The 22,831-nt window shown below is 69.6% G+C and carries 21 protein-coding genes and 1 pseudogene; 13 read left to right on the forward strand and 9 right to left on the reverse strand.

Features of this window, described 5'->3' with window-relative positions; genetic code table 11:
• Nucleotides 1-105 precede the first annotated feature (105 nt).
• Entirely contained in the window at nucleotides 106-858 is a 753-nt protein-coding gene (locus ACFXHE_RS21080) for a YebC/PmpR family DNA-binding transcriptional regulator (RefSeq protein WP_379385415.1), read from the reverse strand.
• A gap of 95 nt (nucleotides 859-953) precedes the next feature.
• On the reverse strand, nucleotides 954-1,577 hold the full coding sequence (pdxT, locus tag ACFXHE_RS21085) for a pyridoxal 5'-phosphate synthase glutaminase subunit PdxT (RefSeq protein WP_354837552.1): 624 nt from the start codon (nucleotides 1,575-1,577) through the stop codon (nucleotides 954-956).
• A gap of 211 nt (nucleotides 1,578-1,788) precedes the next feature.
• Here pdxT and ACFXHE_RS21090 point away from each other — a divergent pair, with 211 nt between their 5' ends.
• Nucleotides 1,789-3,480 (forward strand): APC family permease, encoded by a 1,692-nt coding sequence (locus ACFXHE_RS21090; protein ID WP_379385900.1) that lies wholly within the window; start codon nucleotides 1,789-1,791, stop codon nucleotides 3,478-3,480.
• An 82-nt stretch (nucleotides 3,481-3,562) separates the two neighbouring features.
• On the opposite strand, the gene ACFXHE_RS21095 is transcribed toward ACFXHE_RS21090, so the two are convergent.
• Complete coding sequence (locus tag ACFXHE_RS21095; protein ID WP_379385417.1) at nucleotides 3,563-4,414, reverse strand: acyl-CoA thioesterase; 852 nt, start codon at nucleotides 4,412-4,414, stop codon at nucleotides 3,563-3,565.
• Between the two features lie 89 nt (nucleotides 4,415-4,503).
• On the opposite strand from ACFXHE_RS21095, the gene ACFXHE_RS21100 reads away from it, so the two are divergent.
• From ACFXHE_RS21100 to ACFXHE_RS21145, 10 genes are all read left to right on the forward strand, one after another.
• A complete protein-coding gene (locus tag ACFXHE_RS21100; RefSeq protein ID WP_379385419.1) occupies nucleotides 4,504-5,526 on the forward strand; it encodes an alpha/beta hydrolase family protein in 1,023 nt (340 codons plus the stop codon).
• A 19-nt stretch (nucleotides 5,527-5,545) separates the two neighbouring features.
• Nucleotides 5,546-6,748, forward strand: coding sequence for a saccharopine dehydrogenase family protein (locus ACFXHE_RS21105; RefSeq protein ID WP_379385421.1), 1,203 nt, complete (start codon nucleotides 5,546-5,548; stop codon nucleotides 6,746-6,748).
• Between the two features lie 84 nt (nucleotides 6,749-6,832).
• Nucleotides 6,833-7,654, forward strand: coding sequence for a PaaX family transcriptional regulator C-terminal domain-containing protein (locus ACFXHE_RS21110; protein ID WP_379385902.1), 822 nt, complete (start codon nucleotides 6,833-6,835; stop codon nucleotides 7,652-7,654).
• Nucleotides 7,655-7,801: 147 nt separating this feature from the next.
• Nucleotides 7,802-8,164 carry a hypothetical protein gene (locus tag ACFXHE_RS21115; protein WP_379385423.1) on the forward strand — a complete coding sequence of 121 codons (363 nt, stop codon included), beginning with the start codon at nucleotides 7,802-7,804 and terminating at the stop codon, nucleotides 8,162-8,164.
• Nucleotides 8,161-10,428, forward strand: coding sequence for a tetratricopeptide repeat protein (locus tag ACFXHE_RS21120; protein WP_379385425.1), 2,268 nt, complete (start codon nucleotides 8,161-8,163; stop codon nucleotides 10,426-10,428). Before ACFXHE_RS21115 ends, ACFXHE_RS21120 begins: the two co-directional genes overlap by 4 nt.
• A 3-nt stretch (nucleotides 10,429-10,431) precedes the next feature.
• Nucleotides 10,432-11,343: a protein phosphatase 2C domain-containing protein gene (locus ACFXHE_RS21125; protein WP_379385426.1), complete on the forward strand. Its 912-nt coding sequence runs from the start codon at nucleotides 10,432-10,434 to the stop codon at nucleotides 11,341-11,343.
• Complete coding sequence (locus ACFXHE_RS21130) at nucleotides 11,340-12,632, forward strand: VWA domain-containing protein (RefSeq protein WP_379385428.1); 1,293 nt, start codon at nucleotides 11,340-11,342, stop codon at nucleotides 12,630-12,632. The genes ACFXHE_RS21125 and ACFXHE_RS21130 overlap by 4 nt, the downstream gene beginning before the upstream one ends.
• 11 nt (nucleotides 12,633-12,643) lie before the next feature.
• Nucleotides 12,644-13,345, forward strand: coding sequence for an FHA domain-containing protein (locus tag ACFXHE_RS21135; protein WP_379385430.1), 702 nt, complete (start codon nucleotides 12,644-12,646; stop codon nucleotides 13,343-13,345).
• Entirely contained in the window at nucleotides 13,342-14,802 is a 1,461-nt protein-coding gene (locus ACFXHE_RS21140) for a hypothetical protein (RefSeq protein ID WP_379385432.1), read from the forward strand. Before ACFXHE_RS21135 ends, ACFXHE_RS21140 begins: the two co-directional genes overlap by 4 nt.
• A 41-nt stretch (nucleotides 14,803-14,843) precedes the next feature.
• A complete protein-coding gene (locus ACFXHE_RS21145; protein WP_379385433.1) occupies nucleotides 14,844-15,455 on the forward strand; it encodes a hypothetical protein in 612 nt (203 codons plus the stop codon).
• A gap of 42 nt (nucleotides 15,456-15,497) precedes the next feature.
• Here ACFXHE_RS21145 and ACFXHE_RS21150 read toward each other — a convergent pair whose 3' ends face one another.
• Entirely contained in the window at nucleotides 15,498-16,517 is a 1,020-nt protein-coding gene (locus ACFXHE_RS21150; RefSeq protein ID WP_379385435.1) for a hypothetical protein, read from the reverse strand.
• A gap of 92 nt (nucleotides 16,518-16,609) precedes the next feature.
• Here ACFXHE_RS21150 and ACFXHE_RS21155 point away from each other — a divergent pair, with 92 nt between their 5' ends.
• The gene (locus ACFXHE_RS21155; protein WP_379385437.1) at nucleotides 16,610-17,257 is read left to right on the forward strand and encodes a TetR/AcrR family transcriptional regulator; all 648 of its coding nucleotides are present in this window, start codon (nucleotides 16,610-16,612) and stop codon (nucleotides 17,255-17,257) included.
• Here the strand turns inward: ACFXHE_RS21155 and ACFXHE_RS21160 are convergent.
• On the reverse strand, nucleotides 17,229-17,864 hold the full coding sequence (locus tag ACFXHE_RS21160; RefSeq protein ID WP_379385439.1) for an HD domain-containing protein: 636 nt from the start codon (nucleotides 17,862-17,864) through the stop codon (nucleotides 17,229-17,231). The genes ACFXHE_RS21155 and ACFXHE_RS21160 overlap by 29 nt on opposite strands.
• A gap of 96 nt (nucleotides 17,865-17,960) precedes the next feature.
• Between ACFXHE_RS21160 and ACFXHE_RS21165 the strand changes: the two are divergent.
• Nucleotides 17,961-18,920, forward strand: a pseudogene (locus tag ACFXHE_RS21165) (GlxA family transcriptional regulator).
• Nucleotides 18,921-18,939: 19 nt separating this feature from the next.
• Here the strand turns inward: ACFXHE_RS21165 and ACFXHE_RS21170 are convergent.
• From ACFXHE_RS21170 to ACFXHE_RS21185, 4 genes are all read right to left on the reverse strand, one after another.
• On the reverse strand, nucleotides 18,940-19,377 hold the full coding sequence (locus tag ACFXHE_RS21170; RefSeq protein WP_379385441.1) for an SRPBCC family protein: 438 nt from the start codon (nucleotides 19,375-19,377) through the stop codon (nucleotides 18,940-18,942).
• A gap of 119 nt (nucleotides 19,378-19,496) precedes the next feature.
• Nucleotides 19,497-20,339, reverse strand: a complete 843-nt coding sequence (locus ACFXHE_RS21175; RefSeq protein ID WP_379385443.1) for an MHYT domain-containing protein — start codon at nucleotides 20,337-20,339, stop codon at nucleotides 19,497-19,499.
• A gap of 512 nt (nucleotides 20,340-20,851) precedes the next feature.
• Nucleotides 20,852-21,772: a pyridoxal 5'-phosphate synthase lyase subunit PdxS gene (pdxS, locus tag ACFXHE_RS21180; protein ID WP_354837128.1), complete on the reverse strand. Its 921-nt coding sequence runs from the start codon at nucleotides 21,770-21,772 to the stop codon at nucleotides 20,852-20,854.
• Nucleotides 21,773-22,126: 354 nt separating this feature from the next.
• Entirely contained in the window at nucleotides 22,127-22,795 is a 669-nt protein-coding gene (locus ACFXHE_RS21185; protein ID WP_379385446.1) for a hypothetical protein, read from the reverse strand.
• Between the last annotated feature and the right edge of the window lie 36 nt (nucleotides 22,796-22,831).

The following is a 22,831-nucleotide window of genomic DNA, read 5'->3' on the forward strand; positions in this document are numbered from 1 at the left end:
TTGGGGGCCCGCCGCTTTTGCCCCCCCGGCCCCCCCCTCCGCCGGGAAAATCCGCCGGGGGCCGCCCCCGGTTTGGGGCGGCGCCCCGCGTCGTTCGGAGCTCGATCAGGCGTCGAGCTCGGCCAGCACCTCGTCGGAGACGTCGATGTTGGTGAAAACGTTCTGCACGTCGTCGCTGTCTTCGAGCGCGTCGATCAGCTTGAACACCTTGCGCGCGGCCTCCGCGTCGACGGCCACCGACATCGACGGCTGGAAGCTCGACTCGGCGGAATCGTAGTCGATTCCGGCCTGCTGCAGGGCGGTGCGCACGGCGATCAGGTCACCCGGCTCGGAGATGATCTCGAAGGCCTCGCCCAGGTCGTTGACCTCTTCGGCACCCGCGTCGAGCACCGCCATGAGCACGTCGTCCTCGGAGAGACCGTTCTTCTCCAGGGTGATGAGGCCCTTGCGGTGGAACAGGTACGACACCGAACCCGGGTCGGCCATATTGCCGCCATTGCGGGTCATCGCCACGCGCACCTCACCGGCGGCGCGGTTGCGGTTGTCGGTGAGGCACTCGATCAGCACGGCGACACCATTGGGGCCGTAGCCCTCGTACATGATGGTCTGCCAGTCCGCGCCACCGGCTTCTTCACCACCGCCGCGCTTGCGGGCGCGCTCGATGTTGTCGTTGGGGACCGACGACTTCTTCGCCTTCTGGATGGCGTCGTACAGAGTCGGGTTGCCGTCCGGGTCACTACCACCGGTGCGGGCCGCCACCTCGATGTTCTTGATCAACTTCGCGAAGAGCTTGCCGCGCTTCGCGTCGATCCCGGCCTTCTTGTGCTTGGTGGTGGCCCATTTTGAGTGGCCGCTCATTCCCTACTTCCTCGTTTCAGGGGGCGCTGTCGTTCAAGTGGCAAACTACCCGCCCCGGAGGACGGACAACTGCACCAGTCTACTCGAGTGCACTTTCAGACTCCGGCGCGCGGACGCACCACGGTGTCGACGAACAGCTTGTGCACCCGCAGATCGCCGGTCACCTCCGGATGGAAGGAGGTGGCCATGACATTGCCCTGCCGCACCGCGACGATGCGCCCGGCCGCCGGGCCCGCGGGCACCCGCGCGAGCACCTCGACGCCGTCCCCGGCCCGCTCGACCCAGGGGGCGCGAATGAACACCGCGCGGACCGGCCCGTCGTCGAGACCCGCGAAGTCCAGGTCGGCCTCGAAGGAGTCGACCTGACGTCCGAAGGCATTGCGCCGCACCGTCATATCGATGCCGTGCAGCGGCTGCATGTCCGGGCGGGTGTCGAGGACCTCGGAGGCGAGCAGGATCATGCCGGCGCAGGAGCCGTAGGCGGGCAGGCCGTCACGGAGTCGCTGCCTGACCGGTTCCAGCAGGTCGAAGACCTCCAGCAGCTTGCTGATGGTGGTGGATTCGCCACCGGGCAGCACCAGACCGTCGACGGCGGCCAGCTCGGATTCGCGGCGCACGGGCACCACATCCGCCCCGCACGCCTCGAGAGCATGCAGATGTTCACGCACATCGCCCTGCAATGCCAGCACACCAATCCTCGGTTTCACGCCGTCGAGCATACGTTTGCGGGGGTGTGTGGCCCTGCTCACCCAGGGTGTCAGGGAACCGTAAGGAGGGGTGTCCATCAGCTCTTTCGGGTGAACACTGCGGCATGTGACTGATTTGCTACCGCAAACCTCGCCCGGGCCGCGCGGAGGGGTTGACGCTCCACCTCCGCCGCCGCACGGGCTGACCGTCGCGACCGGGCTGGCCGGACTTTCACTCGACGCCATGGCCTCGGTGGCCTATGGGCCGGAGGCGATCGTGCTTGTCCTGGCGGCCGCCGGGACGGCCGGGCTCGGCTTCACGCTGCCGGTGACCCTGGCGATCGTGGTGCTGCTGGCCGTGCTCATCGCGTCCTACCGGCAGGTCATCGCCGCCTTCCCGAACGGCGGCGGCGCGTACGCGGTGGCCAAGGCCCGGCTGGGCCGGCGGACCAGTCTGGTGGCCGCGGCCTCGCTGATCGTGGACTACGTGCTGAATGTCGCGGTGTCGATCGCCGCGGGCGTGGCGGCACTGACCTCCGCGTTCCCGCAGCTGTTCCCCTACACGGTGTGGATCTGCCTGGCTGTGCTGGCCGGGATCACCGTGCTCAATCTGTACGGCATCCGCGAGAGCGCCCGCGCCTTCATGGCCCCGACCGTGGTGTTCGTGCTCGGCATCTTCGCGGTGATCATCGCGGGCCTGCTGCGATCGGAACCGGCCACGGTCTCCACCGGCGCGGCGGTCGCGGAGAACGCACGCACCATCGGAATCCTGTTGCTGCTCAAGGCCTTCTCCAGTGGCTGCGCGGCCTTGACCGGCGTGGAGGCCATCGCCAACGCGGTGCCCAGTTTCGCCCAGCCCAAGGTCAAGCGCGCACAGCGGGCCGAGGTGGCGCTGGGTGTGCTGCTGGGCCTCATGCTCCTCGGGCTGGCCACCCTGATCGGCAAGTTCTCGATCCACCCGATCGAGGGCACCACGATCCTGTCGCAGCTGACCGAGTCGGCACTGGGCCACGGAATCGCCTACTACATCGTGCAATTCGCGACCGTGATCCTGCTGGCGCTGGCGGCCAACACCTCCTACGGCGGCCTGCCCACGCTGACCAAGATTCTCGCCGACGACAATTCGCTGCCGCACCGGTTCGCGGTGAGCTCGCAACGGCAGGTGTACCGGTTCGGCGTGCTGGCGCTCGGCGTGTCCTCCGCGGTACTACTGGCCGCGTCCCGCGGCGATATGAACGCACTGGTGCCGCTGTTCGCGATCGGCGTGTTCGTGGGCTTCACCATCGCCCAGGTCGGCATGGTCCGGCACTGGCTGGACGTGCGCACGCAGGGCTGGCAGTGGCGGGCGGCGCTGAACGGCTTCGGCGCGGTGCTCACCTGCGTGGCGCTGATCGTCACCGCCGCAATGAAATTCACCGAGGGCGCGTGGCTGATCGTGCTGGTGCTGCCGCTGCTGGTGGTGGCCATGGAGCGGATCCGCACGATCTACACCCGCATCGACGGCTGCCGCGGCGTCGGCTGTGTGCCCGCCGAGCCGAAGGCCACCGAGACCGCGATCGTGGTGCCGGTGTCGGAGGTGTCGGAGCTGAGCCGCGAGGCGCTCTCGGCGGCCATGTCGCTGGGCCGGGACGTGACCGCCGTGCACGTGTGCCTGCCGGGCGAGAACATCACCGTCTTCACCAAGGAGTGGGAGGCCTGGCATCCGGACGTGCGCCTGGTGCTGCTCGAGGACGGTGATTCGACGGTCGGCGGCCCGGTGGCGCGCTATGTCGCCGACCATTTCACCGGCCGCCGCAAGGTGGTGGTGATCGCCGAGATCGAGCCGCCCGCCGGGTGGAACCACGTGCTGCCCAGCCATCGCAGTGACGAGCTGGAGCGGGTGCTGCGCAAGATGAACGACACGGTGGTGTGCCACCTGCGGGTGCAGACCGCCTGATCTCCGAAAACCCGAGCGCGCCGCCGGAATTCACCGGCGGCGCGCTCGATTTGTTTGTGGCTCGGACGGTTTCGGGTGCGGCTCAGGCGGTTCCAGCCGGGTACGACTCGGCCTGCTCGTCACGGAAGGTGCGGGTCAGCCCCTCCTGCATGACCACCGCCACCAGTTCCCCGGCCTGGTTCCAGATCCGCCCGCCGGTCAGCGCGCGGCCCGCGCCCGCCGAGGGCGATTGCTGGTCGTAGAGCAGCCAGTCGTCGGCGCGGAACGGGCGCAGGAACCACATGGCGTGGTCGAGCGAGGCGTTCTGGGTGGGCTCGTCGGGGTGGATGACCTTGGACGAGCCGAGCAGGGTCATATCGCTCATGTACGCCAGGGTGCAGACGTGGAACAGCGGATCGTCGGGCAGCGCGTGCCGGTAGCGGAACCACACCTGCTGCTGGGCGACGAGGCCGTCGCGGCGGTCCACCTCCTCCTGCGGGATGGTGCGAATATCCCAGTGCTCCCATTCGCGCATGGCCCACAGCCGTTCCGGGCTCATGGACTCCTTGGCGTCGGGCAGCTCGGCCGGCGGCGGCACCGAGGGCATCCGGTCCTGATGCTCGGGTCCCGCGTCGCCGACGTGGAAGGAGGCCGACATGGTGAAGATGGCCTCGCCGTTCTGCACGCCGGTGACTCGGCGCGTGCAGAAGGAGCGGCCTTCGCGGATGCGGTCCACCAGGTAGACGGTGGGTCGCTCCGGATTGCCCGGCCGCAGGAAATACCCGTGCAGTGAATGCACCTGATAGTGCGGATCCACCGTGCGAACCGCCGCCACCAGCGCCTGCCCCGCCACCTGCCCGCCGAATGTGCGTGGCAGCTGCGTCTTGGTGGACGCGCCACGGAAGATGTCGCGTTCGAGTTGCTCTATTTCGAGCGCCTCTTCGATCGTCGCCATGCACTCGTCCCTTCGCGTTTGTCGCGCTCAGGCTAACAACCGCACAAATCTATCAATATCGACACGATCGTTTCTGTTACGATAGTTTCATGAGCTGGAAGCGCCGGACCCTCATCGCCGTGAGTTGTGTTGCCGCACTGGTGCTGTCGGCGGGCGGATGGGTGATCGTCCAGCACGACTTCGACATTCGCGCGGAGCGGGTCACCATCACCGGGGGCGCTCAACCGCTGCAGGGCACGCTGGCGCTGCCGGAACACGGGGACGGACCGTTCGGGCTGGTGGTTTTCGTGCACGGCGACGGCGCGGCCACCGCCGACCGCGACGAGTTCTACCGGCCGATCTGGGAGACCTTCGCGCAGGCCGGGTACGCGTCACTGGCGTGGGACAAGCCGGGTGTCGACGGCGCGCCGGGCAACTGGCTGGACCAGAGCATGCCGGATCGGGCCGCCGAGACCGAGGCCGCGATCGCGTGGGCACGCGGGCGTCCGGACATCGACGCGGGCCGCATCGGCCTGTGGGGCATCAGCCAGGCCGGGTGGGTCCTGCCCGAGGTGGCGGTCCGGCATCCGGAGCTGCGGTTCATGATCGCGGTCGGCACGGCCGTCAACTGGATCCGGCAGGGCGAGTACAACCTGCGCGCCGAACTGCGCGAGCGGCACGCCTCCGACGACGAGATCGCCGCCGAACTGCGGCGGCGCGAGAACGATCTGTCACTGCTGCGCGCGGGCGCGAGCTATGACCGTTACCTCGCGGCCACCGCGGATTCCCCGCCCATGTCGGCGGACCGCTGGCGGTTCGTGGGCAAGAACTTCCGCTCCGATGCCACCGAAGCCCTTGCGCAACTGCGGGTTCCGACGCTACTGCTGCTCGGCGAGCGCGACCTCAATGTCGATGTCGCCGAAACGGCGCGCGTGTACCGGGAATCGATACCCGCGAGCCTGCTCACCGTCCGGACCTTCCCGGACGCCTCGCACAACATCGTGAAGTTCGATCTCGACAAGCCCGACGGCCTGCGGTCCTTCCTGGTCGCGCTGTTCGCGCCCCGATCCCTCTATGCCCCGGGCTATCTCGACGTATTGCGCGAATACGCCGCCCAGCCACCGAACCACTGATGCTGCACAGGAGTACGCCATGAAGATCCTCGCCCTGGGCGCGGCGGGCGCGATGGGCGCCGCCGCCGTCGGCACCGCCGCCCGGCTGCTGGGCGTCGAGCGGATCGTGATCGCCGATCGGGACGGGCAGGCCGCCGCCGCGGTGGCCCGGCGCTTCGCCGGCGCCCGGGTACCGGTGTCCGCACGGCCGCTCGATGTCACCGACGCCCCCGCGCTGCGCGACGCGCTCGCGCAGGTCGATCTGGTGCTCAATACCGTCGGCCCCTACTACCGATTCGGCCGCACCGTGCTGAGCGCCGCGATCGACACCGGCACGCACTATCTCGATATCTGCGACGACTGGGAGCCGACGGTCGACATGCTCGGGCTCGATGACCGGGCGCGCGCGGCCGGGGTGTGCGCGATCGTGGGAATGGGCGCCAGTCCCGGGATCAGCAATCTGCTGGCGGCGCTGGCGGCGGCCGAGCTCGACACCGTTCTGGACGCGTATACCGCGTGGCCGGTGGATGTTCCGGGCGCGGGCGGCGGTGCGGAGTCACTGCTCGGCGACGAGCAGCCGACAGCGGCGGCCATCCACTGGATGCAGCAGAGCAGCGGCAGCATCTCGGCGGTGACGGCGGGCCGGGTGGTCGCGCAGCGCCCCTTGCGCCCGGTCGAGCTGACCCTGCCCGGCGGGCGGCGCGGCACCGCCTACACCATCGGCCACCCCGAGCCGATCACCATGCAGCGCAGCCTGAAACCGGTCGGCGACGCGGCCAATCTCATGGTGGTGACGCCGTCGACGCTGGCCTATCTGGAGATGCTGCGCCGCGATATCGACGCGGGCCGGCTCACCAATGAGGCGGCCGCGCAGGAGCTGGCGCGGCCGACGCTGGCGCGGATCGCCCGCTCGGTGCCGACGGCCCTGCGGACCCGGGGGCCGGGGAATCTGCCGCCGTTCTTCGCCGCTCTGTCGGGCCGGCGAGCCGGGCGCGAATATCGGGTGCTGGCACACCTGGACCCGTCGGTGGCCGGTGGCATCGATAAGCTGTTCGGCGATATGGCGCGGGCGACCGGGATTCCCTTGGCGCTGGGCATGTCCCAGGTCATCGACGGCTGCGCCCGCCGGCCGGGTGTGCACCCGCCGGAGGCGGTCATCGACGCGCCGCGGTTCTTCGCGGATCTGGGCCGTGAATTCGGCGGCGGCTCACCGGTCGTCATCGAGCGGGAACCGGTCGGGTAGCACCGTGCATCGTGGAGTGAGGAGTACGCCGTGGACGATCTGATTCCGGCCACCGAGATTCCTACCCGGACGCTCGTGGAGAGCATGATCCGGGAGGACGCCACGATCGATGCCGGTGAGCTCTACGATGTCGCGGCCGTGCTCGGCATGAGCGATCAGCAGGTGCGGCTGTGCATCAAAAGGCTGGTGGCCGAGGGGCGATTCACGCACGAGGGACGCGGGCGCAAGGCGGTGCTGCGCGCCACCGAGGACACCCGCGGGACCATCGAACCCGATCTGGAGTATTTGCGCTTCGCCTACGCCCAGGATCGCGGGGAGGTGCAGTGGGACGGCGTCTGGCATCTGGCGGCGTTCGCGGTGCCCGAGGCGAATCGGCAGGCGCGTGACGCCATGCGCGAGGCCATCGTGTACCGCGGCGGCGCGCCGATCCAGGGCGGGCTGTATGTGTCGCCGCACGCGTGGGAGGACCGAATCCGTTCCCTGGCAAGGGAACTCGGCATCGACGGGCAGCTCACCACGCTGTCGACCGGTGAGCTGTCGGTCGGGGGGATCACCGGGGGTGTCGAGCTCGCGGCGCGACTGTGGCCGTTGGACCGGCTGGCCGCCGGGCACGAGCGGCTGCTCGCGGCCGCCGAGCGCACCCTGCCGGCACTGCACACCGCGGATCCGACCCGACAGCTTTCGCTGGCAATCACTTTGGCGAGCGAGTTCGATCGTGCGGTCGTGTCCGATCCGCTGCTGCCGCCCGAACTGCTTCCCCGGCACTGGATCGGGGTGACCGCGCGCGCCGCTGTCGCGGAGTGCTGGGCGGAGCTGAATGCCGCTCCCCTGCCGCCGATTCGGCTGTTCCGCTGGTACGCGGAGGCGGTCGCCGAGATCACCGCCCCCACCGGCGCCCGGAATTAGACCGACAGCACATCATCCCCCGGCCCGGCCGTGACAGCGACCCGGAACCCGGAAAATCCTTACGGTTTGCTTACGCTCAGCGGTGGCAGCATGTGCTGACGGGCTCACACCCGTTGAGGGACATCGCTGAAACGGGGGGTGCCAGTGTTGGCAATCGCCGAGGTCGATCAGGCCTTGGCCCGGCTCGATGCCGACCATGGTGAGATCGCCGCGAATCTCGCGGAGCCGGAAGACGATCCGGGCGTCCGGTTTCTGGACGGGGTGCCGCTGACGGGTGCGAGCGCCACCCGCGACAATGCCCTCGCCCTGCTGGACCGGCGTGACGAACTGCGCGTCCGGGTGGACGCCTATCGGGTCAAGGGCGCGCGGCTGCGGCTGAGCGAGGACCCGGCCGTCGACGCTCGCTACCGCCGCGCCTACGAGCTACTCCATTCCGCCCCTTGCGATCTCGCCGCCGCGACCCGCGCGGTGGCCGAGTATCAGCGGGCTATCACCGAGAAGACGGCATGACCATGACCCACTGTCTGCGGCCGGACTGCGGCGGCACCATTCAGGACGGTTTCTGCGACGAATGCGGGCTGGCGCCCGCCGCACCGGCACAGCACGTTTCGACACCGGTCGTCGCGGCCACCTTCACCGGGGGCGCGCCGATGCCCAATGGGCATCCGGTTTCCCGGACCGGGGTGGGCTCGTCCCGCTCGGGTCGGCAGAGCCGCCGCGGCTCCAGCCGTTCCTCCTCCCGCTCGACCCGCACCGCGCGGTCCAGCCGGGGCCGGCTGGGCGCGGGCCTGGTGTCGATTCCGCAAGTGCCCTACCGGGATCCGTCCACGGCGGTCATGGCCGATCCGCAGGTGCCCGAGCACCAACGCTTCTGCAGCAACTGCAATCAGCGGGTGGGCCGCGGCCGCGAGGGCGTGCCGGGCCGCACCGAGGGCTTCTGTCGCCAGTGCGGCACCGCCTACTCCTTCACCCCGAAGCTGACGGCCGGTGATCTGGTGGCCGGGCAGTACGAGGTGCTGGGCTGTCTGGCCCACGGCGGCCTGGGCTGGATCTACCTGGCCCGCGACCGCAATGTCAGCGACCGCTGGGTGGTGCTCAAGGGCCTGCTCGACACCGGTGACGCCGACGCCCTGGCGGCGGCGGTGGCCGAGCGGCAATTCCTGGCGTCGGTGGAGCACCCGAACATCGTCAAGATCTTCAACTTCGTCCGCCATCCCGACCCCCGCACGCAGGAGCCGGTCGGCTACATCGTCATGGAGTACATCGGCGGGGCATCGCTGAAAGAGCTCCGCTCCCAGCACGATCCGGTCGGGCGGCTGCAGCCGTTGCCGCTGGCCCGGGGACTGGCCTACATTCTCGAGATCCTGCCCGCGCTCGGCCACCTGCACGGCATGAATCTGCTGTACTGCGATTTCAAGCCCGACAATATGATTCAGACCGAGGAGCAGCTCAAGCTCATCGACCTCGGCGCGGTCCGGCACATGGACGACGAGGACAGCGCCGGGTTCAAGACCGACGGCTACTGTGCGCCGGAGCTGGAAACCGAAGGCGCGTCGGTGGAGTCGGATCTGTTCACCGTGGCGCGGACACTGGCCGTGCTGACCTTCAACTTCGACTACCAGCACGCCTACCGGTACACCCTGCCGCCCGCGACGGAGGTGCCGCTGCTGGCGCAGTTCCCGTCGTTCCGGCGGCTGCTCGAGCGTGCCACCGCCGCCGACCCGAACGAGCGGTTCGGGTCCGCCTCGGAGATGGCCGAGCAGGTCACGAGCGTGCTGCGCGAGGTGGTGGCCGCCGAGGACGGGCAGCCGCGGCCGGCGCTGTCGACCGTGTTCAGTGGCGAGCGTGCGGCTTTCGGCGCCGACCCGCAGCAGTGGCCCGCAACACCGGACCCGCTGGCCATCGTGGCGGCACTGCCGGTGCCCATGGTCGATCCGTCCGATCCCGCAGCGGGCTTCCTGGCCACCACCTCGATCGGTGATCCCCGGCAGCTGGTGACCGCGCTGGAGGCCGCACCGGTGTCCTCGCCGGAGGTGGCCCTGGCGCTGGTCCGCGCCCGCATCGAGAGCGGCGACTTCGACACGGCCACAGCCGAACTCGCCGCACTCGAGGAGTCGGAGGACGCCGACTGGCGGATCACCTGGTATCGCGGGGTGACCGCCCTGGCCCGCCGCGACTGCACCGCCGCCCGCGAGCATTTCGACACCGTCTACGGCATGCTGCCCGGTGAGGCCGCGGCCAAGCTGGCGCTCGCGGCGGCCCGGGAGTGCGCGGGTGAGTTCGACGCCGCGTCCCGGCTGTACCTGCAGGTGTGGCGGACCGACCACGGATACCCCAGTGCCGCCTTCGGTCTGGCCCGCAGCCGGCTGCAGGAGCGCGATATCGACGGCGCCATCGCCGCCGCGGAATCGGTGCCCGCCGGCTCCAGCCACCACACCGCCGCCCAGCTCGCCGCCTTCGGCGCGCAACTCGCGGGCGGGTCGGGCCGGCACGGGTATCTCGTCGCCGCCGGCGATCGCCTCCACGGCCTGCCGCTCGATCCGGAGCACAAGGCGTGGCGGAGCATCGCCGTCCTCGACGCCGCGCGGACCCTGGCGGCCGCACAGCCGGTCGAACCGGGCGCGACCGTGCTGGGCTGCCGATTCGCCGATCGCGAGCTGCGGACCGCGCTGGAATCCCAGTTCCGGACGCTGGCGCGACTGGCCCCCGACAAATTGACGCGGCGGGATCTGGTCAACCGCGCCAATGCCATTCGCCCCGTCAGCTGGGTGTGAGCCATGACGACGACACTCGAGGAGACGACTGACGTGTGCCCGGCGTGTGGAGCGCGATGCGCCGACGGCGACCGATTCTGTGAGGACTGCGGCGCATCGCTGACCGGTGAGATCACGCCGGCGGCCGTGCCCGACCGGTGCCAGCTCGACCTCGGCACGCTCGCCGCGGTCACCGATCGCGGGAAACGGCACGCGCACAACGAGGATGCGATGGCGCTGCGCGTCCTCGACGGCACCCGGATCCTGGTGGTGTGCGACGGGGTATCCAGCTCCGAACACGCCGCCGATGCCGCCCAGCGGGCCGCCACCACCGCCGCGGACCGGCTGGCGGCCGAGCTCGGCGCGGGTCTCGGCGCGGAGGCGGCAACCATACTGGCCATCGGAGCGGCGGCCGAAGCCGTTGCGGCCCTGGGTGATCGGGGCGAGCTGACACCGTCCTGCACCATCGTGACCGCGGCGGTCACAGCCACCGCGGTCACCGTCGGGTCCATCGGCGACAGCCGCGCCTACTGGCTCACCACCGACCTGGCCGCCACCCCGCCGCGCCGGTTGAGCATCGACGATTCGGTGGCGTCGGGGCTGGTGGACCTGGGTGTGGACGAGGTGACCGCCATGTCCATGCCCCACGCGCACACCCTCACCGCCTGGCTCGGGGCCGACGCGGAGGGCGTCGAACCCCATCTGCGCACCTTCGTCCCGGACGGCCCGGGCGCGGTGCTGCTGTGCAGTGACGGACTGTGGAACTACTACCCCGACGCCGCCGCGCTCACCGCGCTCGCCCTGCCGTCCGCCCTGACCGACCCCCGCGCGGTGGCCCACCAGTTGGCCGATCTGGCGCTGGCCGCCGGCGGCGGTGACAACATCACCGTCGCCGTCGCACCATTTCCCGCCCTCTCGAGGAATGACCGATCATGAACGACCCCTTGGGTTTCCGCATCGACACCTTCCAGAACGAGTACCTGCCCGCCGGTGCGACGCGGGTCGACGCGGTCGTCACCGTGACCGCGACCGGCGGCGGCGCGATACCGGCCGGCGGCGGGGCGGCCGAGGTGATCGTCGTCGACTGCTCGGGCAGCATGGACCACGCCTACGGCAAACTGGCCGCCGCCAAGAACGCCACCGCCGCCGCCATCTCGGCGGTGCGCGACGGCGTGGACTTCGCCGTGGTGGCGGGCACCGACCAGGCGCGCATGGTGTACCCGGTCACGCCGTCGCTGATCACCGCCTCGCCCGGTAACAAGGCCAATGCCATTGCAGCCGTGCAGAACCTGCGCGCCGGGGGCGGCACGGCGATCGGCGCCTGGCTGCGGCTGGCGCGGCAGCTGTTCGGGGACCGCGGCGGGCTGCGCCACGCCATCCTGCTCACCGACGGCCGTGACGAGCACGAGACGCCGCAGCAGCTCGACGCCGAAATCCGGACCAGCACCGGGGTGTACGTGTGCGACTGCCGCGGCGTCGGCACCGATTGGGAGATCGCGGAACTGCGCAAGATCTCGAGCGCGCTGCTCGGCACCGTCGACATCGTCGCCGACCCCCGGGATCTGGTGGCCGACTTCCAGGCCATGACCACCGCCGCCATGGGCAAGTCGGTCGCCGATGTCGCGCTGCGGCTGTGGACCCCGCGCGGGGCCACCGTGAAATTCGTCAAGCAGGTCGCGCCGGAGCTGCTCGACCTGACCGGGCGGCGCACCGAAACCGGCACGCAGACCGGCGAATACCCGACCGGGTCCTGGGGTAGCGCGGAGAGCCGCGACTACCACATCTGCGTCGAGGTCGCGCCCGGCGGACTCGGCGATGTCATGCTCGCCGGGCGGGTCGCGCTGGTGCGCGGCAGCGGGGATCAGGCCGAGGTGCTGGGGCAGGGACTGATCAAGGCCGTGTGGACCGACGACGACGCCCAGTCCAGCAAGATCAGCCCGGAGGTGGCCCACTACACCGGGCAGGCCGAACTCGCCGGGGTCATCCAGGAGGGCCTCGCCGCGCGCCGCGACGGCGACCTCGACACGGCCACCAGGAAACTCGGGCGCGCAGTGCAGATCGCCGCAGCCTCCGGCAATGCGGACACGGCCAAACTTCTGGAGGGCGTGGTCGACGTGCTCGACGCGCGGACCGGGACGGTGCGGCTGAAGTCCGCGGTGCGCAAGGCCGACGAGATGACCTTGGACACGCGGTCGACCAAGACCTCCCGCGTGCACAAGCGGTGAGGAGGACGACCATGCTGACCTGTCCGGCCGGACACGATTCGGCGGCCAGCGACTACTGCGATGTGTGCGGGCTGCTCATGGAGGCGGGCGAGAAACCCGCGCCCGCACCGGAACCCACGGGCGTGCCGTGCCCGGTGTGCGGCGAACCGCAAACGGGACGGTTCTGCGAAGGGTGCAGTTACGACTTCGTGGCGGGCGGGCTCGGGGTGACGAGGGCCGCGCCGACTGCCACGGTGGTCGTGCCGGCACCGACAGTGGTCGCGCCCGCATCGGCGATGGTCGCGCCGCCGCCCGACTCCGAGGCTTCCATAACCGCCTGGACGGCAACGGTTTTCGCTGACCGCGAGTACTTCGATACCATGCGCAGCGAGGACGACGACGTCGAATTCCCCGCCTACTGCCCCGAACGCGTCTTCGCGCTGCAGGGCGCGCAGGTCCGGGTGGGCCGCTACAGCGCCTCCAAGGGCATCGATCCCGAGATCGATCTCACCGGTCCCCCACAGGATCCGGGCGTCTCGCACCTGCACGTGCTGTTCGTCGCCCAGCCCGGAAACGGCTGGGCCGTCATCGATCTCGGCTCCACCAACGGCACCCGCGTGAACGCGGCCGCCGCTCCCATTCCGCGTGGGCAGGCGGTGCCGGTGCGATCCGGTGACCGTATCCACCTGGGCGCGTGGACCACTCTCACCCTGAAGCAGGACACCCCGTCATGACGACGTTGCTCACCCGTCCCCAGACTCCGCGCCCCGAGACCGGTGGGGTCGGGGTGCTCACGCAGGTGCGCGGGCTGCTCCCGGGCCGCACGGACACCCCGGGCTGGATCCGGCTGCTGGCCGTCGCCGCGGTACTGCTCACCGCGGTGACCGCGCTGGTCATGGCCGCCGACGCGCGGTCGACCCGGCACGGCATCGAGGTGATCGGCCGGCACACCGCGCCGACCGTGACCGCCACCGAGGACCTGTACTTCGCACTGGCCGATATGGACGCTCAGCTGGCGAATGTCCTGCTCGCCGGGAACGATTCGACGCTGGCCACGGTGCGCAAGAACGCGCTCGCCGGCTACGAGCAACGCCGGGTGCAGGCTGACGCCGACCTGCAGCAGGCCATGACCATCGCCACCAATGACGATACGTCCCGGCAGATCCGGGAGCTGCTCGACAAGTTCGGACAGTACGAGGCACTGGCCGCGGACACCTTCCAGCTCGGAGATCTCGACCGCGGCGCCGCGGGACAGCCCTCGGCGCGCACCCTGGAGGCCTACCGGGCGGCGACGGGCATGGTGCCGGATCTGCTGTCGCGTGCCCAGAAGCTGGCCGACACCAACAGCGGCGTGCTGAGTCAGGCGTACCAGGACAGCGAGCACACCACGGTCGCGGCCCGCGTGCGCATCGCCGTATCGGGCCTGCTGCTGCTCGGCGTGCTGGCGGGACTGCAGGTCGTGCTGCGGGTGATGCTGCACCGGCGGGTCAACCCGGCACTGGCCGCGACCACCGTGCTGATGCTGGGGGTGCTGACCGGCGGCTACCTCGCGAATGCCTCGGCGGCACACCAGCTCACCGTCGCCAAGCAGGACGCCTTCGGCTCGCTGCTGGCGCTGCGGCAGGCGCGGGCGCTGAGCTACGACGCCAATGCCGACGAGAGCCGCTACCTGCTCGACCCCGCACACGCGGCGACATACCACCAGAGCTACTTCGAGAAAGCGCAGCGACTGGCCGGGGTCCAGGCGCGCGGCGTCGACGACTACGCGGGCGCGCTCGACCAGGCGATCGGCGCACACAGCGGCGATCTCGCGCAGGCCATCAGCGCCGACTCCTTCCTCGGCGAGGAACTGCGCAACATCACCTTCTCCGGTGAGCGCCAGGCCGCCAAGCAGAGCCTGCTCACCTACCAGGCCTACCAGCACGACGATCACGCGCTGCGCGGACTGGCGGGCTCGGACCTGCGGGCGGCCATCGCCCTCGACACCGGCGCTTCCAACGACCACTTCGCCGCCTACGACAAGGCCCTGGTGTCGACCATCGACATCAACCAGCACGCCTTCGACACCGCGATCACCCAGGGCGAGAACGATTTGTCGGGCTGGAGCACCTGGCTCCCGTACGGCGCGGCCGTGGTCGTCGCGGTGCTGGTGCTGCTCGGTGTCCGCCCGCGCCTGGCCGAGTACCGCTGACCGGAGGTGACCGGGCACGAGACCTCGGCCAAGATGGTCTCGTGCCCGATTTCACCGCCATCAGCCCCGACGCCCTGTACGAACTCATCGCCGAGCGGGCCATGATGCTGGCGGGGTATGCGGTGATCGCGGTCGACGGCGCGGATGCCGCAGATCCGCTCACCGTCGCGAACGGGGTCGCCGAAGTCCTGCGCACCCGGGGCCGTCCCGCCGCGGTGGTGTCGCTGCACGATTTCGTCCGGCCCGCCTCGGTGCGCCTGGAATACGATCGCGACAGCGAATTCACCTACCGCACAGGATGGTTCGACTACGCGGCGTTGAATCGCGAAGTCCTCAAACCGCTCCGGGACACCGGGCGCTACCTGCCCGCGCTCTGGGACGAACGCGCCGATCGCTCCGCCCGCGCTCGCATCCGCACCGCCGACGACACCACGGTGCTGTTCATCGCCGGACCCATGCTGCTCGGGCGCGGCCTGGACTTCGATCTGACTGTCGGCCTGCGCATGTCGGCGGGGGCGCTGCGCCGCCGGACGGACGCCGCGAGCCTGTTCACCGTGGACGGACTGCTCGAGTTCCAGCGCGAGCACGCCGAAGAGCCCGATATCCAGGTCGCCTGGGACCATCCGGACCGGCCGGCGATCCGGGTCGGCTGAACCCGCCCGACAATCCTGATCGGCCGAGCCGCGGCACGGAACTCAGCGCGATTCCGCCTGCTCCGCCAGGGCCCCGAACGCCGCCTTGGGCTCCCAGGTCAGCGAACCGCTTTCGGGCTGAAGGACTTTCACCAGTCCGGGGCTCGCCAGGTCCAGGTCGAGCGCGGGGTCGTCGCGGTGCGGCAGGTCGTAGCGGGCGAAGCAGTAGTAGAAGGCGGCGTCCACGCCCGCGGTATCGAGGATGCCGAGGAGTTCGGTGAGGTGGTCGGCCTGGGCCGGCTCGTCACGCTCGTAGCGGCCATCGAGGCGTAGCGGCCTCGCGGTGTCCGGGTCCCATTCGATGATGTCGAAGCCGTGCGGGCCCGCATCGGGCGCACCGCGGAAGGACGGGCAGCCGAATTCGGTGATGGTCACCGGCTTTCCGAGCTGCTCACCCTGAGCGACGTAGGCGCGCATGGTGTCCCGATAGCCGGGGGCCAGCTCCGCGCCGCGGTATCCGGCGTCGGTGGCGAGGATGTCGAAGAGCTCCCAGTCGACCTGCTCGAACGGCAGGCTGCAATAGGTCAGCCTGCCGCGGAACCGGCCCCGGGCGATCGCGGCGGCGCGGGCCAGGAGATCGTTGACGCGAGCGGGGATTCCGGCGAGCGCGGCCTGACCCGCCGGGGTGCGGAGGGCGGCGGCCCGCTCGGCCAGGGTTTCGCCGGGCAGATAACCGAGCACGAACATGGCGAGCTCGGATCCGACCGCCAGCACGATCTCCGCGCCGCTCGCACGCAGGCGTTCCGCGTGTTCGGCGCAGTCGGCGACGACGGCGAGGACCTCGTCCTCGGTCACGTCGTTCAGGAACGGGCACACCCAGACTTCCAATCCGGCGGCCGCGGCCTCGGAGGCCGCCAGATTCAGCCGTTCCGGGTACCCGCCGGTGATGCGGACCGCGTCGCAGTGCAGGTCCGCGCGGATGACCCGCATGTCCTCGCGGACCCGGGCGATGTCGAACGGCTCGTGGGTGCTGCTGCCCAGGTTCACGAAGCCGGTGTCGTAGCAAACGCCGATCGCTCTCATCGGCTACCTCCTCCATTTACGGTACGGTTCGTACCCTAGTTGCGACCATAGCCCGCTTCGAACCGGTCTCGCAAGGTACGCTCAGTACCGTTATGAGCGAATCGACAGAGCGCCCGACCCGCCGCCGCGGCCCGGCACTGGAACAGGCGATCCTGCGCGCGGCCGTGGACGAACTGCTCGAATCCGGATACCCCGGGATGACCATGGATGCCGTCGCCGCCCGGGCGGGCACCAACAAGAACGCCATCTACCGGCGCTGGCCCAACCGCGCCGCACTGGGCGTCGCGGCGTATCGGCATCTGACCTCGGCCGCGCTCGAACTGCCGGACACCGGCACCCTGCGCGCGGACGCGCTGGAGTTGTTGCGCCGCGCCAACTCCCATCTGTCCTCGCCGCTCGGCGAGATCCTGCGCAGCCTGCTCTCCCAGCTCGCGAACGAGCCCGAACTGCTCGCGCAATTGCGGGAACAGTCCGGGGACGCGGGGGCCCGGCCGTGGCTCACCATCCTCGAGCGGGCGGTCGACCGCGGCGAGGCCCCGCCCGCGGCGTGCGTGGCCCGGGTCGCCACCACGCCGATCGACCTGCTGCGCAACGAGTTCGTGACGCGTGGCGTGCCGACGGTGCCCGACGAGGTGCTGGTGGACATCGTCGACACCGTGTACCTGCCACTGATCCGCGGCTATTCGGCAGCGGGTCACCACCGGGGCGAGGTCAGGCCGCCCAGGGCGAATCGAGAATGACCTCGACGAAGTCGCCACGCCGGAATCCTGGCGAGAAGTGTTCCAGGACATCGGCTTTCACATTCCCGAACGTGGTATCCGGGCGATGGGCGATCCCGTCGGTGAAGGCGGCCAGGATGCGGCGCTTGAAATCCGGGCGCGGGTGGGCGCGGATCACGGCGGCGCGCTGCTCCTCGGTGACATCGTCGTAGCCGATGCCGAGCACATCGAGCTCGACACCGGCGGTGACCAGGGCGATCTCGGGTGCCATGTGGGCCGGGATCTCCGGGGTGGTGTGCAGAGCGATTGCGGTCCAGGCGATATCGGCGCGCTCGGCGGGGATGCCGTGCGCGCGCAGGAGGGCCCGGGCGTCGTCCGCGCCGTCGATCTCGAAGCGCTGCCGGGAATCCTGGTGCCGGGGTGTCAGACCCAGGTCGTGGAACATGGCCGCCACGTAGAGCAGTTCGCGGTCGTAGCCGAGCCCGCGGCGCGCACCCTGCAGCGCACCGAACAGGTAGACCCGGCGGGAGTGATCGAAGAGCAGTTCGCCCGCGGTGTCGCGGACCAGTTCGGTGGCCTCGCGAGCCAGAGTGCTGTCGGGGATGGCGATATCGGCAATGTGTTCCATGGCAACCACACTCGCCGGACCGACGCCTGTGGCACCGTGTCTTTCCGGACAGGAACCCCACAGATCCGGACATGCCGGAGTGCTAGGTTCGGGTGGGTGGGCAGGAAGCGAATCGCGGTGCTGGCCTTCGACGGCGTCCGGCTGCTCGATGTCACCGCCGTACTGGAGGTGCTGAGCACCGCCGCCGGGTCGGGTGCGCGCTATGACGTGACGCTGTGCTCACCGGACGGCGCACCGGTCACCACCGCCGCGGGTACGCGCCTGCTCGTCGACGCGGCCGCGGCCGAGGTGGGCCGCGTGCACACGCTGATCGTGCCGGGCGACGACCGGTTTCCGCACTCCCCCGTCGACAGCGGGATTCTGGACGCCGTTCGCGCCCTGTCGCCGTCCACGCGCCGGACGGCTTCGGTGTGCACGGGCGCTTTCGTCCTGGCGCAGGCCGGTTTTCTCGACGGCCGCCGCGCGACCACGCATTGGCGGCATGCCGCCCGGCTGGCCCGCGCCTACCCGTCGATCACGGTCGAACCGGATGCCATCTACATTCGCGACGGCAAATACCTCACCTCGGCCGGAGTCAGCGCGGGCCTCGACCTGACCCTGGCCCTGGTCGAGGAGGACGAAGGCGCCGACCTCGCCCGCGAGGTGGCGCGGGAACTGGTCGTCTTCCTGCGGCGGCCGGGCGGGCAATAGCAGTTCTCGGTGGCGTCCCGCACCGCGGTGCCGCGCCGGGACGATGTGCGCGCCGTCGTCGACGAGGTGTTCGCCGACCCGGCCGCCGACCATTCGCTCACCGCCATGGCGGCCCGCGCCGCCGTGAGCATCCGGCAGCTCACGCGCCTGTTCCGCGACGAACTCGACACCACCCCGGCGGTATTCGTGGAATCGGCGCGCGTCGAGGCCGCACAGGCGATGCTGGAGGCCGGGGCCTCCGTCACCGCCGCCGCCCACCGATCCGGTCTGGGCAGCGAGGAATCCTTGCGCCGCATCTTCTTCCGGCGCTTCGGCATCACCCCGTCCGCCTATCGGGCCCAGTTCCGGACCGCGCGCCGGGCCTGACCGGACGGTCCCGGCGCGGTCAGGCCGTGCCGGACTCGAGCAGGGCCTTGGCGCGATCCAGGCCGGAAACCTCTGCGGTCATGGTCTTCTGGACGGGGCCGTTCATGAGCAGCTTCTTGAGGCCCGACAGTTCCGCGGCCAGCGAGAAGGTCACCGCGGTGCCCTCCGCCACCGGCGCGAAGGCATAGGTGACCGTGGGACGCAGCGGTCCCGCGATGCCCTTCAGAACGACCTTCTCGTTCAGGATGTACTCGGTGATCTGGACGTCGGCGGGGATGCCCCGGCCGCCGGGACCCGAGACCGTCTGACGGTAGATGGTGCCCACGGCGGGCGGGCCTTCGGCGGTGATCTGCTTGACGCCGGTGCGCCAGCGGGCGCTGTTGGCCGAGTCGGCGAAGAAGGCGAACACTTCGTCGATGGGGCGGGCGATGGTCACCGTACGGGACGCGGCGGGCATGGCGGTCCTTTCGCCTCGAGGGTGTTCGGCAGCGATGCTGGTTCATGACACCAGCAAGCGGGCGGCCGGGCCACCACCCGGGCGGCGTGTCCGCGCCGGCTTCGCCGAGCCCGGTCAGCTCACCACCGGCGATGGCGAGCGTCGAAGGTTTCGGTGGGGTATTCGTCCTCGACCGGCGTGCCGCCGGCGCGACGCGCGGGCCAGAAGCGGCTGGCGTACTGACCGCGGATGCGGCTCAGATCCGGCTCGTCGATCTCGGTGATGCCGACCTGGAACAGCAGGATCATGGTGGCCATGCTGACGGCGATGATCAACGGGGTCAGCAGCTGACCGGCCTGCGCGCCGGACGGCGAATGCATGTGGTCGGCCACGTGCGCCCGCATGGCGAACATGCCGGTGTAGTGCATACCGCAGACCGCGACGCCCATGATCAGCGCGGCGCTGATGGTCGAGATGAGGCCGCGCACGTGCAGCGCGAACCACAACGCCGCGGTGGCGGCGACGACCGCGATCACGATGGACAGCAACACGATCCACGGGTCGTACTGCACGGCCGCATCGGTTTTCATGGCGTACATGCCCGAATAGTGCATCGCTCCGACGCCCAGGCCGGTGATCGTGCCACCGGTGACGAGCGCGAAGGTCTCCCCGTGCTGGTGCACCACGATGTACAGCCCCAGCCACACCACCCCCATCGCGATGGCCGCGCTCAACAGGGTGATCGGCACGTTGTAGCGAATCGTGCTGTCCTGCACCGAGAATCCCAGCATCGCGATGAAGTGCATGACCCAGATCCCGGTCCCCCCGAGCGCGATGGCCCCGGTCACGATCCACCCGCCGTGACCGTTCTGATTGCGTGCCCGCACCATGCATCGCAGCGCCAGCAACGACCCGGTGACGGACATGACATAGGCCAGGACAGGGGTGAGCCACCCATAGGTGAAGTGGTCGATTACCAGCATGCGGGCTCCTTGCCGGAATGGCTGTTCATCACGGTTCACCGGTGACTGAGCCGAAGACTAGCGAGGAAGTACCAGGTAGTAAATTTGCCGCAGTACCGTCCGAAATAATTAGCTGGGGTTTGCTGAACGGTATGCACGCAGGTAGCCGCCGGTATGGGCGGGCCTGGAGCACCGCGCGTCCCACGTATGCGGTCCTTGACACCTAGCACCCACCCGGCAACCCGACAAGGGCCGAAGGTCACTCGTGCACAATGCAATTGCGGAACAGTGCACAATGGAACCGCGAAATCACCTGAGACCCTCGGTCTGCCGACTTCGTCGAGAATCTCCAATTCCGCCCGATACCAACGGATTCCCCGACCGATTCGACGACCTATCCCTCCCGGCCACCCGCACCACGGATCTGAGCAACATCACCGGGAGCAAGTGAACGACGATCGCCGGGTGGTTTCGAAGACCACCCGGCGATGTCGAATCAGATTGTCGCGGAGCCGTTTACCGGCCGGAGCCGATTACCAGCCGCGCTCGGCGAGGCGGTGGGGCTGGGGGATCTCCTCGACATTGATGCCGACCATGGCCTCGCCCAGGCCGCGCGAGACCTTGGCCAGGACGTCGGGGTCGTCGTGGAAGGTGGTGGCCTTGACGATGGCGGCGGCACGCTCGGCCGGGTTGCCGGACTTGAAGATGCCCGAGCCGACGAAGACGCCCTCGGCGCCGAGCTGCATCATCATGGCGGCGTCGGCGGGGGTGGCGATGCCGCCCGCGGTGAACAGCACGACGGGGAGCTTGCCGGTCTCGGCGACCTCGGCGACCAGCTCATAGGGGGCCTGCAGTTCCTTGGCGGCGACGTAGAGCTCGTCCTTGGGCAGGGAGGTCAGGCGGCGGATCTCGTCGCGGATCTTGCGCATGTGGGTGGTGGCGTTGGAGACGTCGCCGGTGCCGGCCTCACCCTTGGAGCGGATCATGGCCGCGCCCTCGGTGATTCGGCGCAGCGCCTCGCCCAGGTTGGTCGCGCCACACACGAACGGGACGGTGAAGGCGAACTTGTCGATGTGGTTGGCGTAGTCGGCGGGGGTCAGCACCTCGGACTCGTCGATGTAGTCGACACCCAGCGACTGCAGGATCTGCGCCTCGACGAAGTGACCGATGCGGGCCTTCGCCATGACGGGGATGGAGACGGCGTTGATGATGCCGTCGATCATGTCCGGATCCGACATGCGGGACACGCCACCCTGGGCGCGAATGTCGGCGGGGACCCGCTCCAGCGCCATGACCGCGACGGCGCCGGCATCCTCGGCGATCTTGGCCTGCTCCGGCGTGACGACATCCATGATCACACCGCCCTTCAGCATCTCGGCCATGCCGCGCTTGACGCGGGCGGTACCGATGGTGGGGGTGGTGTCGGGCGTGGTCACGGCAAACTCCTGGGTCATGTGGGCCAATCGGTCGGATCGCTCGGAATCGAACAGGTCGATTCTAGGCGGCGCTTTCAGGCCACTTCATAGCCAGTCCGACACGACTGGACTGCCCGCCCCGCAAGGGATGACGGGCGTCACAGCGCCAGGGTTACCGCGTCACTACTACAGCGGTCCGACGACGAAAATCGTCGCCCAGTACTCGGCCGCGGCCGGACCCATCAACGGCTCCAGGAAGTCATAGAGCAGGTAAGACACGAAGAATTTTCCACCTTCCACACACGGTCCGCCGATTCCGTTGCGCGGCAAACCTTCCCAGGGACCCTAGCGGAGATTGCGCCATAGATCACGAAAGGTCCGGGAAGCCGCCGGTCAGCCCAGGGTGTAGACGTACCGGCTCGTGGGCACCAGATCCAGGTTCAGGTGCGCGCCGAAGCGGACGACGCTCTCCATCATGGCCGTCACGCGCCGCTGCAGTTCCGCATCGTCCCCGCCGCTGCCGTAGAAGGCATGTGCGCTGGTCATGGCCGCCATCGGGAACAATTCCTCGACGAGGGCGTCGACCCGCTTGCCGTCGGTGATCGCCTCGGTGACGGTGTTCTGGACGTAGCCGAACGTGTCCTGCGTCTCGATAGCCACTGGCGTGTGCAGGACGTGCCACCGATGCAGCCACTCCTCGCGCGTCAGGTCCTCGGGAATCCGCAGAATCGCGATATTCGCCAGCGCGTCGGTCCGGACCCCGTCCTCGACCACCGGCGGCTCGATGGGCCGGCGCTCGTCCACCACCCAGCCGTTCACGTCGTCCGCCACCGTCCGCAGCACCTCGGTGACCGCCGCGTGCTCGCCCTCGGTCCACACGCTCACGATGGCGTCGATCGGCGCGTCATAGGTGGTGTGCTTCACCTGCGCGGCTTCGACATCGGCATCCCGCACATTCACCTGATAGGCCGTCACCCCCACCCCGGCCAGCTCTTTGCGCAGCTCCTCGCCCCGCAGCCGCTCCCCCAGCCCCGCGCCCCACAACACATACATCAACTTCATGCCGTAAGTCCTTGCCACAGATCACCATTGATCGCC

It is taken from the genome of Nocardia sp. NPDC059229 (genome assembly GCF_042754165.1).
Lineage (GTDB): Bacteria > Actinomycetota > Actinomycetes > Mycobacteriales > Mycobacteriaceae > Nocardia.